14 protein-coding genes are annotated in these 12,958 nt (G+C 54.0%); all 14 read right to left on the reverse strand.

Annotation, left to right across the window (positions count from 1 at the left end; all coding sequences use genetic code 11):
* Positions 1–4: 4 nt before the first annotated feature.
* Positions 5–316, reverse strand: coding sequence for a hypothetical protein (locus H5T64_11905; GenBank protein MBC7265041.1), 312 nt, complete (start codon positions 314–316; stop codon positions 5–7).
* Positions 313–1,464: an O-antigen ligase family protein gene (locus tag H5T64_11910; protein ID MBC7265042.1), complete on the reverse strand. Its 1,152-nt coding sequence runs from the start codon at positions 1,462–1,464 to the stop codon at positions 313–315. The genes H5T64_11905 and H5T64_11910 overlap by 4 nt, the downstream gene beginning before the upstream one ends.
* 33 nt (positions 1,465–1,497) lie before the next feature.
* Positions 1,498–2,277, reverse strand: coding sequence for a WecB/TagA/CpsF family glycosyltransferase (locus H5T64_11915; GenBank protein ID MBC7265043.1), 780 nt, complete (start codon positions 2,275–2,277; stop codon positions 1,498–1,500).
* Position 2,278: 1 nt separating this feature from the next.
* On the reverse strand, positions 2,279–3,298 hold the full coding sequence (locus H5T64_11920) for an NAD-dependent epimerase/dehydratase family protein (GenBank protein MBC7265044.1): 1,020 nt from the start codon (positions 3,296–3,298) through the stop codon (positions 2,279–2,281).
* Positions 3,299–3,322: 24 nt separating this feature from the next.
* The gene (locus H5T64_11925) at positions 3,323–4,480 is read right to left on the reverse strand and encodes a glycosyltransferase family 4 protein (GenBank protein MBC7265045.1); all 1,158 of its coding nucleotides are present in this window, start codon (positions 4,478–4,480) and stop codon (positions 3,323–3,325) included.
* 1,244 nt (positions 4,481–5,724) lie between these two features.
* Complete coding sequence (locus tag H5T64_11930) at positions 5,725–5,952, reverse strand: hypothetical protein (protein ID MBC7265046.1); 228 nt, start codon at positions 5,950–5,952, stop codon at positions 5,725–5,727.
* Positions 5,953–6,101: 149 nt separating this feature from the next.
* Positions 6,102–6,416 (reverse strand): glycosyltransferase family 39 protein, encoded by a 315-nt coding sequence (locus H5T64_11935; protein MBC7265047.1) that lies wholly within the window; start codon positions 6,414–6,416, stop codon positions 6,102–6,104.
* Entirely contained in the window at positions 6,361–6,678 is a 318-nt protein-coding gene (locus tag H5T64_11940; protein MBC7265048.1) for a hypothetical protein, read from the reverse strand. Before H5T64_11940 ends, H5T64_11935 begins: the two co-directional genes overlap by 56 nt.
* Positions 6,679–6,870: 192 nt before the next feature.
* Positions 6,871–8,064, reverse strand: a complete 1,194-nt coding sequence (locus H5T64_11945) for a glycosyltransferase family 4 protein (GenBank protein MBC7265049.1) — start codon at positions 8,062–8,064, stop codon at positions 6,871–6,873.
* Between the two features lie 141 nt (positions 8,065–8,205).
* The gene (locus H5T64_11950) at positions 8,206–8,913 is read right to left on the reverse strand and encodes a class I SAM-dependent methyltransferase (GenBank protein ID MBC7265050.1); all 708 of its coding nucleotides are present in this window, start codon (positions 8,911–8,913) and stop codon (positions 8,206–8,208) included.
* 18 nt (positions 8,914–8,931) lie between these two features.
* Positions 8,932–10,344 (reverse strand): O-antigen ligase family protein, encoded by a 1,413-nt coding sequence (locus H5T64_11955; protein ID MBC7265051.1) that lies wholly within the window; start codon positions 10,342–10,344, stop codon positions 8,932–8,934.
* Positions 10,345–10,373: 29 nt separating this feature from the next.
* Positions 10,374–11,942: an oligosaccharide flippase family protein gene (locus H5T64_11960; protein ID MBC7265052.1), complete on the reverse strand. Its 1,569-nt coding sequence runs from the start codon at positions 11,940–11,942 to the stop codon at positions 10,374–10,376.
* Positions 11,939–12,667 carry a hypothetical protein gene (locus tag H5T64_11965; GenBank protein ID MBC7265053.1) on the reverse strand — a complete coding sequence of 243 codons (729 nt, stop codon included), beginning with the start codon at positions 12,665–12,667 and terminating at the stop codon, positions 11,939–11,941. Before H5T64_11965 ends, H5T64_11960 begins: the two co-directional genes overlap by 4 nt.
* Before the next feature lie 113 nt (positions 12,668–12,780).
* On the reverse strand, positions 12,781–12,958 hold a 178-nt coding region (locus tag H5T64_11970), incomplete at its 5' end, for a VCBS repeat-containing protein (protein ID MBC7265054.1).

A 12,958-nucleotide genomic window follows, 5' to 3' on the forward strand; every position in this document is an offset into this window, starting at 1 on the left:
CCATTCATCCTCCGCCTTCGAGTCGCCCCTTACCCGTATACACTAGACCCCGTTGCACGCCCAGGGCAGCGTAGGCAATGGCCAGCAGTGCCCAGCAGATGCGTTCCCAGATGGAGCGGGCAGAGAAGAAGAAGCCCACGCCCACCAGCATCAGCCCCAGGTCACATCCCATCTGACAGGAAGGGGTACCCAGAACATTGCGGAAGGGCACTTTCCGTTCCCTGGCCAGCCAGTGGGCAAGGCTCAACGTGGACAAGACAACAGCAAGGCCCAATACCCAAAAGGCATTCGCGCACACTGCTGCCCAATGGATCATTGGCTTTCCTCTTCAAGGTAGCCATCTACTACCCGAACCATGCTTACAATCAGCCCCAGCATCATCCACCATGCTGGAGTTGGCTTTGCCCCCAAAGCAACAGTGTCCGTCAGACTGTAAACGAAGTAACTGGCCAGAGAGCCCCCGAGTCCAATAGCAAGCGCCCGCAGCCAGCCTTTTGTGTGTCGCATGGACGATGTGATAAGCCAGGCCGCCAAGAGCCATATGGATGTGTAGGCAACGAGTCCTGGCACGCCGAAATCCAGCCCCGCTTGCAGAAAGGCGTTGTGCGCATGAGCGATATCGTAGCTCGGTGGGATGCAAAGCGGATACAGTATCGGAGCGACGCGACGAAAGCTTCCCAAACCCATCCCAGTGTATGGGAAGTCACTGATGCCCCAGAGAGCCGCCCGCCAGACCTTGACACGGAATGCCCAGTTCAAAGTTCCAAAAACTTCGGACGTTGTCTCTCCGAACAAGACGGTCCCGACCCAGGTCGGGCCTCGTAGTACTATAGTGGCCAGCGCAGCCACGAACAGTAGCACCACGCCGATGCGCACACGCCGGTCCACCCAAGCCCCCATCAGCGCCAATCCAACACCTAGCCCCAGCCACCCACCTCTGGATTGCGTCAGGATCAGCGTTGATATTGTTACCGGTGTGGAAAAGCCGCACGCGATGCCTGCCCATGTCTTGAAGCGCCGGTGCCTGTAGAGCCAGCCGAGGAGTGCAATCTGCGTTGGCACAAACCACAGCAATACCCCAGCGACCTCATTGGGATGAAATCCCTCTGCGGCCCCAGGCAGCCCACGGATCAGTTGAGGCAATTGGCGGACGATCTGTGAGAGCAAAGGGTTCTTGTAAAGCCACTTGGTACCAACCAGACCCAAGACGGCCACACCAGTCCCGACAGAGAAGTAGAGCAGCAGAGCCTGGATTAATCGCTTTGTGTCGCGGACGTAACCCACGGTGACGTAAAACACCGCTACCCCCAGGAACAAGCCAATGGCCTTGGGCAAACTGAAGCGAACGTCAAAACTAGCCCACAGGCTCACTGGGATCATCAACATTAACAGTCCGATTGGCCAGTCCAATGGCGTCCGAACTACCCGTGCACGGCGGGTGAAAGCATCGATTACTGGCTTCAACCCTACCCCACCCCCTCCGAATGAACGCTGCCCTCAGTTACTTTGGTCTATTGAATAATGCCTCAGCCCGAGGGCCTGCATCAACACCAACAGCAGAAATAGCGGGTTGTTGATCAAATAGCGTCGCCACAGCCTCCGGGGTTCAGAGAGCAGCCGGAAGAGCCATTCCAGGCCGGCGCACTGCATCCAGCGAGGGGCCTGGGGTCTGCGACCGGTGAGAAAGTCAAAGGCCGCGCCGACACCGATGAGCACCGGCGGCGCCAGGCAGCCTCTGTGTTCGGCCATCCAGCGCTCCTGTTTGGGCGTGCCGAGACCAATCCAGACCACGTCCGGGTCGGCCGCATTGATCATTTGGACAGCCTGTGCATCTTCCTCTGGCGTGACGGGATGGAAAGGTGGCGAATGAGTACCCACAACACGCAGGCCCGGAAAGCGCCGCTGGAGCGTGACCGCTAACTGATTCGGCACCCCTTGCGCCCCACCGTAGAAGAAGTGGCGATACCCGTTTGTCACTGAGCGTTTGCAGAGGGCCAGCATCAGGTCGGGGCCATAGACCCGCTCCACATGCCAAAAGCCCATCAAGCGGCTCAGCCAGACCAAGGGCATGCCATCAGGCGTAACCAGGCCTGCCGCGTTGTGAATCCGCCTCAGCACATCGTCGCGTTGGCTCTCCATTACGCCGTGGACGCTGGTGACGCAGACATAGTGGGGCTCCCTACGCGCGATCCAGCCCTCTATTGTCTCCAGAGCTAGTGCCATATTAATAGCACTGATGCTTACGCCTAGGATGTTGACCCGCTGTGGTGATTGCATCTTACCTCTCCATCAACATCCGCCCCAAAAACCCTCGCACCTGCTCCCTGTCCTTGGTGGCGAAGTACCAGTCAATGGTATGCTTCAGCCCCTCTCGGAAGGGAACCTGCGGTTCCCAGCCTAGGAGCTTCTTTGCCAGGGAGTTGTCGGCTACACGATTCAGCGGGCCGACCGGCATCTCCGGACGGAAAACCATCTCCGCTTTATGACCGGTATATTCCAGCACCATCTTCACGGCGTCAATCACCCGCACCCGTTCCATCGTGCCCAGGTTGACCGCAGTGCCGTCGTCAATCTTCTCGGCGGCCAGGATGGTGCCCCCCACGATGTCGTCAATGTAGGTCCAGTTCCGCACCTGAGTGCCATCTCCCCAGATCTCAAAGGGGTTTTGGCCGATAAAGGCTTTGGCGATCATAGCGATGACCGCGTGGTTCTCCACGCCCCGTGGGCCGTAGACGGTGAAATAGCGGCATGAGGCTGTCTTCATTCCGAATTCTTTGTGATAGGCCCTCAAGGTCAATTCACCCATTAGCTTGGCCCAGCCGTACATGTTGTCGGCGTCGTAGGGCGGCTTGACCATGTCCTCGGTCAGGTAAACTTCTCTGTCAGGATTGTTCTGCAAGAAGTTAGGGTAGACACACCCTGATGAAGCGAAGATGACCTTTTCTACCCCAGCCCGGCGGGCCTCCCAGAAAACCAGACCATCGAGGAACAGGTTGGAGGCCGGGCCGGCCTGGTGCATCTCCACGTAGCCACGCCCGCCGTGGTCGGCCGCCAGGTGGAAAACGACCTCAATATCCCGCATCGCCATTCGGGCTATACCCGGCTCGCGCAGATCGGCGTGGATGAACTCCACGGTGCCGCTGGCCAGGTGTTGCTGGATGTTCTCCATTTTGCCGCTGGAGAGGTCATCCACAATGCGCACCTTCGCCCCGCGCTCCACCAGGGCGTCAGTGAGATGGGAGCCAATGAAAGAGGCTCCGCCTGTGATCAGTATGTTACAATCTTGCCAAAATGACATTGTTTCCCCTCCTTGAGAATAAGGTCATAACAGTTTATCTGGCCGGTTTGTCACGAATTCAATCGCGTTTCTGAACCCTAGCACCATCCGCCCATTATCCCACTCGGCAATGATCTGTCGTGCATTTCGACTCAGGCGCTCTCGCAAATCCGCATCGTCCAGGACGCGCCGTAGAGCCTGGGCCAGTGCGGCGCCATCCCGTTCCCGGACAACCAATCCGTTGATTCCATCCCGCACCAGCCCACCGGCTGCTGCCCCCACTGCATCGGTGGCAATGACCGGCACTCCTTGGCTGAACGCCTCATTGACCACCAGCCCCCAGGGTTCCTTGAAATACGGCGTGGTGACAGAGGCCAACACAAAAACCCAGGCTATGGCATAATAGGGGAGGGTTTCTTCTGGACGAACATAGCCGGCAAAGTGCACACGGTCGGATATTCCTTTCTCTTGTACGATCTGCTCCAGGCGCGCCTGTTCGGAACCTGTGCCGGCAAAAACTAACACAGCATCATCCCGTTGCAATGACGCGAAGGCCTCCAGCAGGTCACGAACCCCTTTGACTTCCTCCAATCGCCCCAGATAGAGCACCACCTTCTGGTCTGGCGGGATGTTCAATTTCCGGCGCAAGGCGGTCTTCTCCTCTTTGCACACCGGGCGGTTATAGGCGTTGTTGTCCACGGCGTGGGCGGCGACGAAAATCCGCTCAGCCGGCACCCCTTCGCTGATGAGGTAGCGCTTCACGTGCTCGCCGTAAACCACGATGACATCGGCGTGGCGGTAGATATAGCGGGTGAGCGGAAAGGCTAGGCGATGAAACGACGTCTGCAAGCGCATCCAGATGCCGGTCCAAAGGATAAAGGGCTTGCGCCTGAGGCGAGCAATCAGATAGGTCATGGGTAGAGCAAAGCGGCCATTGATGCACTTGATGTAAATATCGTAATTCCTGCGCAAAAGTTTCCAGGGCAAGGTGGGCGTGACCCTAGTGTGGCCTAGCCGAAAGCCGGGCAGGTACTCATAGTGAAACTCGCCTGACCGCACGCCGTGCTGTTGCTGCCAGTACCATTCGTCACCGGTGGAGAAGAAATAATAGTCCACGTTGTAATAGCGGGCCAGGGTTTCAAAGGTCTTCACCCGATAGTGGGCGCAGATATTGGTGACGAAGGCAATCCTTAAGTTGCTCACTGCTCGACGTGTCCTTTAATCCAGTCCAGCCAAGCCCAATACTCCATTGCCTCAACAGCTAGATCGCGCCACTCAGATATACCAACCAGTAACTCAACCAGCGTTTCGCTCCTCGGAACTGGAATTGTTATCTCTTCCCATTCTTCCACACCCTTATACTAATTTACATGCACAGGGTGTACGACCCCCTTGTTCGTCACCAAGTCCACACTGAGACGTGTGCCATCTTGATGCCTCGTCTTTATTGCCAATCAGCTCAAGTAAGCAGCAGGCATTTGAGGCTGCAATTTGTATGCTAAGGTCTACCGGTTGGAAGGGTCATTCGGGTAGGACGTCTCCGCTATGCCTTGACATGCCTCAAAAGTTCCGACGACGTTGTCCTCTCTATAAGGTGACCGTCGGTCCGAAATAGCCTCAAACTCTTCCAGCGTTACCTTTTGTTGAACGCTTGGCCTCGCCCGAAGGACTTTAACGCAGTCGATGGCCATAGAATACTTGCATGGCGTTCCTCCTAGGTCTTTGGGCTCGGATAGGCTTATATCGATCCACTCTAGCTTTTGCCCGCGAGGGACTGGTCTCAGTATGGTTACCCACTACCCAGTGCCTTCGCGATACTCAACATGTCGCCAACGCCGTCCATCAACAACTGACTCTAGGGTGAGAAATGTACCTGTGTCCAACCTGATTCTAATCCCGAATGCAAGGGCATCATCAACATTAACTGGCAACTCAAATACCACTATATCCCTGGCTCCGGGTGTATTGTAGTAACACGCTTCTAAGGCTGACTCGGACCAGGTCAAAGACACCCTCTCTTCACCCTGCAGCCAAACCAACTGGGAAAGACTGGCCGCATTGTCGAAATCTTCCCAAACTTCTTCTGTTATCTCGGAACCAGTCGAAGCAGATAATTCATAAATACCGACCCGTCGACCGGGATGACGCAAGATTGTGGGGTCAAACCGGTGGAGCAATCGCCAGGCAGGCGACGGCGACGACACCCGTTCATTTGGGACAATGTAGTTGTATATTGAGTTTCAGAAATCGGCGGCACGTATCGCAGAGCACTGCTTTCATATCCGATACATATCTTGCAGGCCCTTACAAAATTCTGAGCCACCCAATCACCAGCCATTGTCATAGTATGCTTGCGTGTTCTAACCATCTGTTACTGCAAGATACAAGGGTTTGCTGCAACAAGAAACAAGGAGGCAAACCCCTAGCAGGGCCCACGGCCACTGGGCTCACGTCCAGCGCGACACTACTTTTCTTAACAAACTCGTAACCGCTTCTATTTCTAAAGCGGCAGTCAGTCCTAAGAAGGGCGGTATCGGCATCAGATTGCTCTGAAACTTGACAAGGTAGGAGGACATTAGGACAAAGCACACAACTGGCAAAATGCTCAGAACTAAGTGCCTGCGCCGGTCCTTGCAAAAGCCATAAACAAAGCCGAAGAGAGCTGCTACAGTCACCAATGCGCCTCCTCCCGCCAAATGCGGATAACGTCCATACCACCAGGAATGTGCTTCAGCTCCTGGGTGTCCACGGATCGCAGGGTGGGTGCTGCTCGGCCAGAACGCCGTGAAGGAAATCAGTCGGAACGACCACAGCGAAAGGAGTTTCAATTTAGAAATCCGACTATGGGCACCGCGTCTGCAACATACAGCCAAATGTGATCCTTTCGTCTGGACAGGACATGAGCCCCAATAAGTGCTGTGGCGATGACAATGCCGTTGTAGTTCGCAGATCCCGCCAATCCAGCCCATAACCCCGCGAACAGGCACTCTTGTCTACCGCCTCCCTGGAAAACCTGGTAGACAAAGAGGAGAGAAAGCGCAACGAAAAAGGCCCTTGGTACGTTGGGCGTGATCCATCTCGATTCAGCAACGTGAGCCAGTAGAATAGCAATGAACAAGGCCGTGACTAGGCCGACCATTTGTCGCCTTGCTGTACATCTGCCTGGCTACGACATAGAGTAACCCCACAGTAGCAACTCCAAGCAAAGCAGTAGTAAGCCGCCCCGGCAGATAGAAGACCCAGTTGGGCATATCTCTGGCCTGAACGGTGCTGGCCATCATTCGGTAGGGATGGCCGCAACCATTGATTACTACCACAAAAGCGCAGCCGAGAGCCTGCAAGTAGATTGATAGGCAAGGGTAGTCGAAGAAATGCGGGTTACAGTCGCTTGTTCTCAGCATTCGCACTGCCCTGTACACAACTGCAGGTTCACCTGTGTGATAGATATAAGGCAGCCCATACCAAATGCCTAGGAATTCTCACTCCTGCTGCAAGCAACGAGATTGGGCATAGGCAGATCACGGAAAGACCACTAGATCGCATGAGAACACAAACGTCTTCTTTGAGTTCTTCACCCGGTCTGATAAGTTGAATCATTGCACCTCCGCACGCTCAAGGATGTGCCGGTAGATTTCCAGGAGCGCTGCATAGTGTGTTGTTGCTGTATAGCGTTGCTGTACAACATACCGTCCATATTGCCCCATGGCTAGTGCTTCTTTAGGATGTTCAACCAGCCAGGCTAGTTTCTCCCGCAAGTTCGCGCTATCACGAGGCCGAAACAGCAGACCGCTGCGCCTATCTTCCACAACATGTGGTATGCCCCCAAGGTTTGAAGCTACCACGGACGTACCCACCGCCAGACTTTCCAATACGGCGAACCCGAACACTTCGTACCAGACCGAAGGCACCACCGTGGCTAGAGCGTGCCGTAACGCTTCCCATTTGGCCTCCCCAGAGACGTAGCCTAGCAACTCAACATTGCTCAACTGTTGATGCTGCACTTGATCTCTAATTGCCGCAGTTAAAGGGCCATCCCCCAATAGCTTGAGCCTCAAGCTGGGCAAGCCAGTCATCGCCTCCACTAGGATCTCAATTCCCTTTTCGGGCGACAGCCGCCCTAGGTAAATCACGTGAGGGTCTCGCTGCTCAAAAGAACCAGGCGTCGGTAGTGGGTCGGGCAGAAAATGTGGTAGCACAGAGATTTTGTCGCGCGTCGTCAGACCGCTTTCGACTAGTTTTGCGGCTGTGAATTCGGTAGGCGCAATGAAATGGTCGATCATCTGGAAAGTTCCCCAACGGCGGTGCAACCTAATTGTGACAGCGTACAAAGCAGAGAGCAGATAGCTATTCCGATAACACCGCCAGCGCAGGGCGTGCAAAGTATCACCGTACTTGCAACGTTCGCAGAGGTGTCCCTGTGTGTAAAGCAAGCCATTGGGGCAGAGAAAACGGAAGTTATGGACGGTCTGGATAATAGGTACCCCGGCATGCTTCAATGCGCGGTAAACCGATGGCGAGATAAGCGGGAATACGTTATGCACATGAGCCACATCGGGTCGGTTCTGGGCGACCAGCACCTTGATTTCACGGTACGCTTCCCATGAAAAGACGGTGCGCAGGAGAAAGGCGATTCTCTGACCCAAGTCGTATTGCTCAATGACCCTATTATCCTTTGCGTATAGAATAACCGAATGTCCCGCCTCCTGTAGCAAGCCCACCTGAGCCTCCACAGCCACCTGCTCCCCGCCGGGTTGTCGATAATGATTATGAACGACCAATACGCGCATCAACCTAGCCCCCCATCCAGCCTGTTGTTAGAACTCAGGGCCAAGAATACAGGAGCAACGCAAGGTTTCCTTTTGCAGTCATATATGCCATTCGCGGCGTAGTACCCTCCGCCTCGGTATCAGACTCCTTCTCTTGGCTAACTATCGTCGCTGACATAGGTAGAGCAACTCACCAGCCAGCAGCGAAATCCACCATTCCCGAAGCCTAGGCCAGCCCCCCGTTGTCCTCCGGGTCACGATGTCAAATCCCGCGCTCTGCAGGAAGCAATCGAGAGCGTGCTTGGTAAAATAGTGCAGGTGTCCTCCGTCCCAGCCAGCATCGGTGGATGTCACGGGTAGGTGACCCGAAAGTACGCGTAACCGGTTGGTAAGAGAGGCGGCATTTGGAACACCAACAACAAGTTCTCCATCGGGACGGAGGACGCGATGGATTTCCCCAATCACCGCGTACGGGTCAAATACATGTTCCAATACGGCCAGCATTGCCACGCCATCGAACGAGCTATCCGGGAAAGGTAACGGCTCCTGGTTCAAATCCACGACTTGGGCCTGGAAACCTTTAGCTCGTACGGTCTCAATCGCCTGCGGCACTACATCAACTCCATAGAATTCCTGGTACAGACGGTGATCTCGGACGTGTTCCATGAGACAACCGTCCCAACAACCTATATCCAAAAAACGTTGTCCCCCGCGCAGCATTGAAGCGGCCACTTTGTGGCGCGGATTGGCTCTCGGATCAAAGATAGGGTCCAGTACGTAGCGGTGCAACCAATCCCGCTGCACGGCCGGCCGATAACTGGCTTGATTCTTGGCGCTCCACAGCGACCGGTAAAAGGCCTTAGGGTCCATCTCTTTCCTTCCCGCGCATCAACGCCAATTAGCCTGCCTGTTCTGGCGATATCTCGAGGTAGCCACTGAGCCCAACACAAAGAGATACCACACAGCGGCTGGATAGCGCGTCGGCACCGTCGTCATGCTCATAACAGCAATGGAAACCACGCTCAGAAGCACGAGACGTCCCAGGTCTTTATCAAAGCGACGCGTTGATAATTTGAGTAGGCGGAGAGCAACACCGAAAAGGGAAAACAAAGTCCCCAAATAAAAGAAGAGCCCCAAGAAACCGTACGTGTAGAGAAAACGTAAGAAGTCATTGTGGGGATCATCGCTGGCCAGTACATACTGTGGATAATCGCCGATCAGCAAGGCATTGCCTCGTCCCGTCAACCAATAGAAGGGGCGAAAATGAGCAAAGTCTCTCAAGTAGCGCGACCATTGTTCTCCTCGTCCGCGCAAGAAAGACTGCGTGAACACAGCAGCAGGACTGGAAAGGGCTACCAACGAGCTCGCATACAATTCTTTGACGACGCTAAGCCGAGTGATTGCACCAATCGCACCAGCTACGCCAGTAAGCAACGCCAATACTCCTTGTCTCTGTAGGTACAACCAGCTCACCAATTGTAAGGCGATCACCAGATAAGCGGTACGGTGATAGGTATAGTACAAGACATAATACAACAATCCCATCCACATTAGGAGAAATACGCGTTGCACCGCCTTGTTGGAACGACTAAACAGGTAGAGTGCAAGCAAATGGCCATACGTTAGATAACAGACGAGATTTGCGACGTGTGGATAGGAGCCGCTCAAACGGCCAACCTGCATCCCGCTAATCCAATCCCAAGACTCGTACGGTAACCGCCCCCAGAGTTGCAAGAGGGAGAGTGCTAATGGAACCGTTATCGTGACAACGACAAGCCAGGCGAACCGGCGAAAGATGTGCTCCTTGCACAATACGGAACCGGCTACAAAAAACAAACTGATGCCGCTGGTCAGGCGCAGGAAGTCATTAAGGCCGTTGGAAAATCCGGCAGTCCCTATTGACAGCAGGACAGAAAGTGCCGATGCACCTACTAGACCAACCACGGGCCAAGCGGATACTACTGGTCTTCGTAAAATCCATACCACGATGACGAGGAAAATTGCGTACAGGCCGATCAGAGTTTGTAGATTCAGGCGCTGCCCGGCGACAGAACCTACGTTCCAGCGCCAGGTCAGGTCTACAATTGGTTTCGAAACCAAAAGCCAGAAGACACATCGCGCAAACAGGCTTCGTGATGTCACCAGGAGAACTGTAACCAAGAGGACTATGACAGTCATGATTGCTACCAGGCCGAATTTGGCGTTGACGAGGACCCCTATTAGCAATGCCACTATCAGCGGTATAAGTGGTACAGAGGGATACTGACTTCCGAGATTTTCATTCTTCTGATGAACGAACATACTGCCTCTCTAACTAGATTTCCCGTTGGTCATATCTCATGGGTCGGCCCTGGCCTAACGTGACATCTCTCAGCCTCTTGGTGAGATATCAAAGAACTCGTTCTGCTACTGAGAGATCGCATCCGATACCGTCGGTAGTCCCAGAATGACCAACCCCCTAAGGCCGTTATCACGACCAGCAACAGCGCACCCTGTAACAGGATGTGTCGCAAGTGAACACCTGGGGCCCAATGACGACCAACAACCAGCGCCCCGGAAACTAAGAGAACCGCGAAGACTATTGCCCCCCAGTCGTAGTGCAGTGCATAGTACCTTTGCCCTATGACAGATTCTAGACCGACGACTGCGATCCACCCAGCAATTGACCCTGCTGCGCAACCTATCATCCCATAGGTTGGCGTCAAAACTCGGTTGCTGACCACGGCAGTCGCAAGGGCGACAGCGTAAATGGGGAGAAAGAGATGCGTCTTCTCTTTGAGGTAAAGTCCAACAGACGCCGGATACTGGAGTACTGTACAAACCTGCACCAGCAATAATAAAGGGAACACTTGGAGTGCTGGAGTATAAGCGGGTGTCGTGAACAAAGCAAATATGGTAGGTGAAAACAGCGCTATTCCCAGCGCAACTGCCAGGGCAGCGGTAAGGATGTACGCAAACAGTTTGGAGTAAATAAGCTCGGCGTCTGACTGTTTAGCAATCCTAAACATCAATCCCCCCCAGGCAACTCCAAAAGGTTGCACAACCATTACTCGCATTAGGTTGGAAATTTTGATTCCCGCCCCATAGAACCCGACCTGCTCCAATGTTCCATAGTGGCTGAGGAAATAACGCCCTGACGCATCCAACAACATAGCCATCAAACTACTGTAGATGAGAGGCAAGCCATACCGTAGCATCGGCTTCACGAGCTCCCAGGAGAAATGGAGGTCTGGGTGCTGAAAACAAACCCAAAGTAACAACAGTACCCCTATGGTGTCGCCTGCTATCCGCCCCAAAAGTACACCTCTCACCCCTTCCTTTTGCACAGCGACAAACCACAGGCTGAAGCCAATCATCCCTAGCACACGTATAACTGAACCAAGAGAAAAAGCTACAGCATCTCGCCTAGCTCGCAGGTCCGTGAGAAGAAGAACCTGCAGATTCTCCAAGAGGACCAGAGGAAAAAGCGTCCACGCAATATTCTTCGGTCCGGTCTGCAACCATTTCTCTCCCACAAGGCTGGCCGCTATGCCTGCCAAACCACCCCCACCTAACAGGGCAGCGATCGTACTTACAAGAAGCATGGAGTTCAGAAGTACCGATCGTTGACCCTCGCTAACCTCCACGTACCACCTCAAGTAGGACATATTGAATCCCAGGCCAACGACTGCGACCATCACAAGCACGGCAATGTCAACTAACGTATAGACTCCGAACTCGGCTGGCGAGAGATAGCGGGTATACAAAGGCACCAGGACCACGTTGCCCACACCGATCACTCCCGAGCCAATGAAGTACACAAACGAATCGCTGGCTAAGGAGAGCAGCATGGTCAAAAAGGGGTCCTCGCATCTCTCTGTGACGGTCGCTCCTAACTTACTTAGACCTCGGAGGATCATCGCAACGCAATCCAGTCTAGCAAAAGGTAGCATTCTGCAGGATGCTCGATGGGCTCGTGCTCGCTCACGCCCAATGTAATCTCCTGTAGCTCGTTGCCTGTAAGTCCTGCTTCCACCACGATCCATTCGCCTGTGCCTGGCTGGTAGCTGACCACCCTCCTACGTTGACCATCCTCGACGAGCTCAATCGTGTATAATGTATCCGCACTTGCCCGCAACCGAATTCCCATGATGCAGTTGTCGCCAATTTGAACCCATGTGGATTTGTGAAAAACAAAAATGTCTCGTTTGGAAACGTCGTTTGTAAAATGCATGGTTGCTACATCACCGTTCGTATCAAAGTCTCCTTTATCCCAAGACACGTTATTCAGCGAGTCTTCACGCCAGCTCTTTAGGTCCCTGAAATCCTCGATGAGCCGCGCACCGGGTTGCCACGTTTGCCACACCTTCTCCAGTTCAAAGATCATTTCTCTCGCTTGCTGTATTCCCATGCTTGCTTCATGTGCAGTCAGACTATACTGCAACAGATGACTTGCTTTTGCTACCTTTGCCGGATCAAGGGAGCAGTTGCGCTCAGATAATAGCGCCTTAGTCCAGAGGACTAGGCCCATCTGAAGGTAGAAATGCCCAACAAGGTTGCTCCCTTTCAACAGAAGCAGGCTTAGAACACATAGAAATATGACCAGTTGTCGCAGGTACAGGCGGCAGTTGCTTAGTATGAGCATCCTTCCCTCTGTTTCTTATGTATGTCTACCCAATTATTTATGTATGCCCTCCTAGTAGAGAATAGCATCTCAAACTGAGCGGGATTTCGTTGCAACCTGCTAGCATCTCGCACTTACAACGCGATGTCCCCGTTCTTGCCCCAGGTGCGGGTGAAACTGCTAGCATAAGCGTACCCGGCAGAGGACTTCAGAGCGTACCAGGTGCCGTTGCTGGGCCGCCAGAGCACCGGGTCCATCTTCCCGTCGCCATCCAGGTCTCCGCTTACCGGCACATCGCCACTCTTGCCCCAG

The sequence above is a fragment of the Chloroflexota bacterium genome, from assembly GCA_014360825.1.
Taxonomy (GTDB): Bacteria; Chloroflexota; Anaerolineae; order UBA2200; family JACIWT01; genus JACIWT01.

What these genes read in the sequence shown, in the direction of transcription:
- H5T64_11905 (MBC7265041.1), bottom strand. Translation starts at nt 316, where the DNA reads ATGATCCATTGGGCAGCAGTGTGCGCGAATGCCTTTTGGGTATTGGGC.
- H5T64_11915 (MBC7265043.1), bottom strand. Translation starts at nt 2,277, where the DNA reads ATGCAATCACCACAGCGGGTCAACATCCTAGGCGTAAGCATCAGTGCT.
- H5T64_11920 (MBC7265044.1), bottom strand. Translation starts at nt 3,298, where the DNA reads ATGTCATTTTGGCAAGATTGTAACATACTGATCACAGGCGGAGCCTCT.
- H5T64_11935 (MBC7265047.1), bottom strand. Translation starts at nt 6,416, where the DNA reads ATGGTCGGCCTAGTCACGGCCTTGTTCATTGCTATTCTACTGGCTCAC.
- H5T64_11940 (MBC7265048.1), bottom strand. Translation starts at nt 6,678, where the DNA reads ATGCTGAGAACAAGCGACTGTAACCCGCATTTCTTCGACTACCCTTGC.
- H5T64_11945 (MBC7265049.1), bottom strand. Translation starts at nt 8,064, where the DNA reads ATGCGCGTATTGGTCGTTCATAATCATTATCGACAACCCGGCGGGGAG.
- H5T64_11950 (MBC7265050.1), bottom strand. Translation starts at nt 8,913, where the DNA reads ATGGACCCTAAGGCCTTTTACCGGTCGCTGTGGAGCGCCAAGAATCAA.
- H5T64_11955 (MBC7265051.1), bottom strand. Translation starts at nt 10,344, where the DNA reads ATGTTCGTTCATCAGAAGAATGAAAATCTCGGAAGTCAGTATCCCTCT.
- H5T64_11960 (MBC7265052.1), bottom strand. Translation starts at nt 11,942, where the DNA reads ATGATCCTCCGAGGTCTAAGTAAGTTAGGAGCGACCGTCACAGAGAGA.
- H5T64_11965 (MBC7265053.1), bottom strand. Translation starts at nt 12,667, where the DNA reads ATGCTCATACTAAGCAACTGCCGCCTGTACCTGCGACAACTGGTCATA.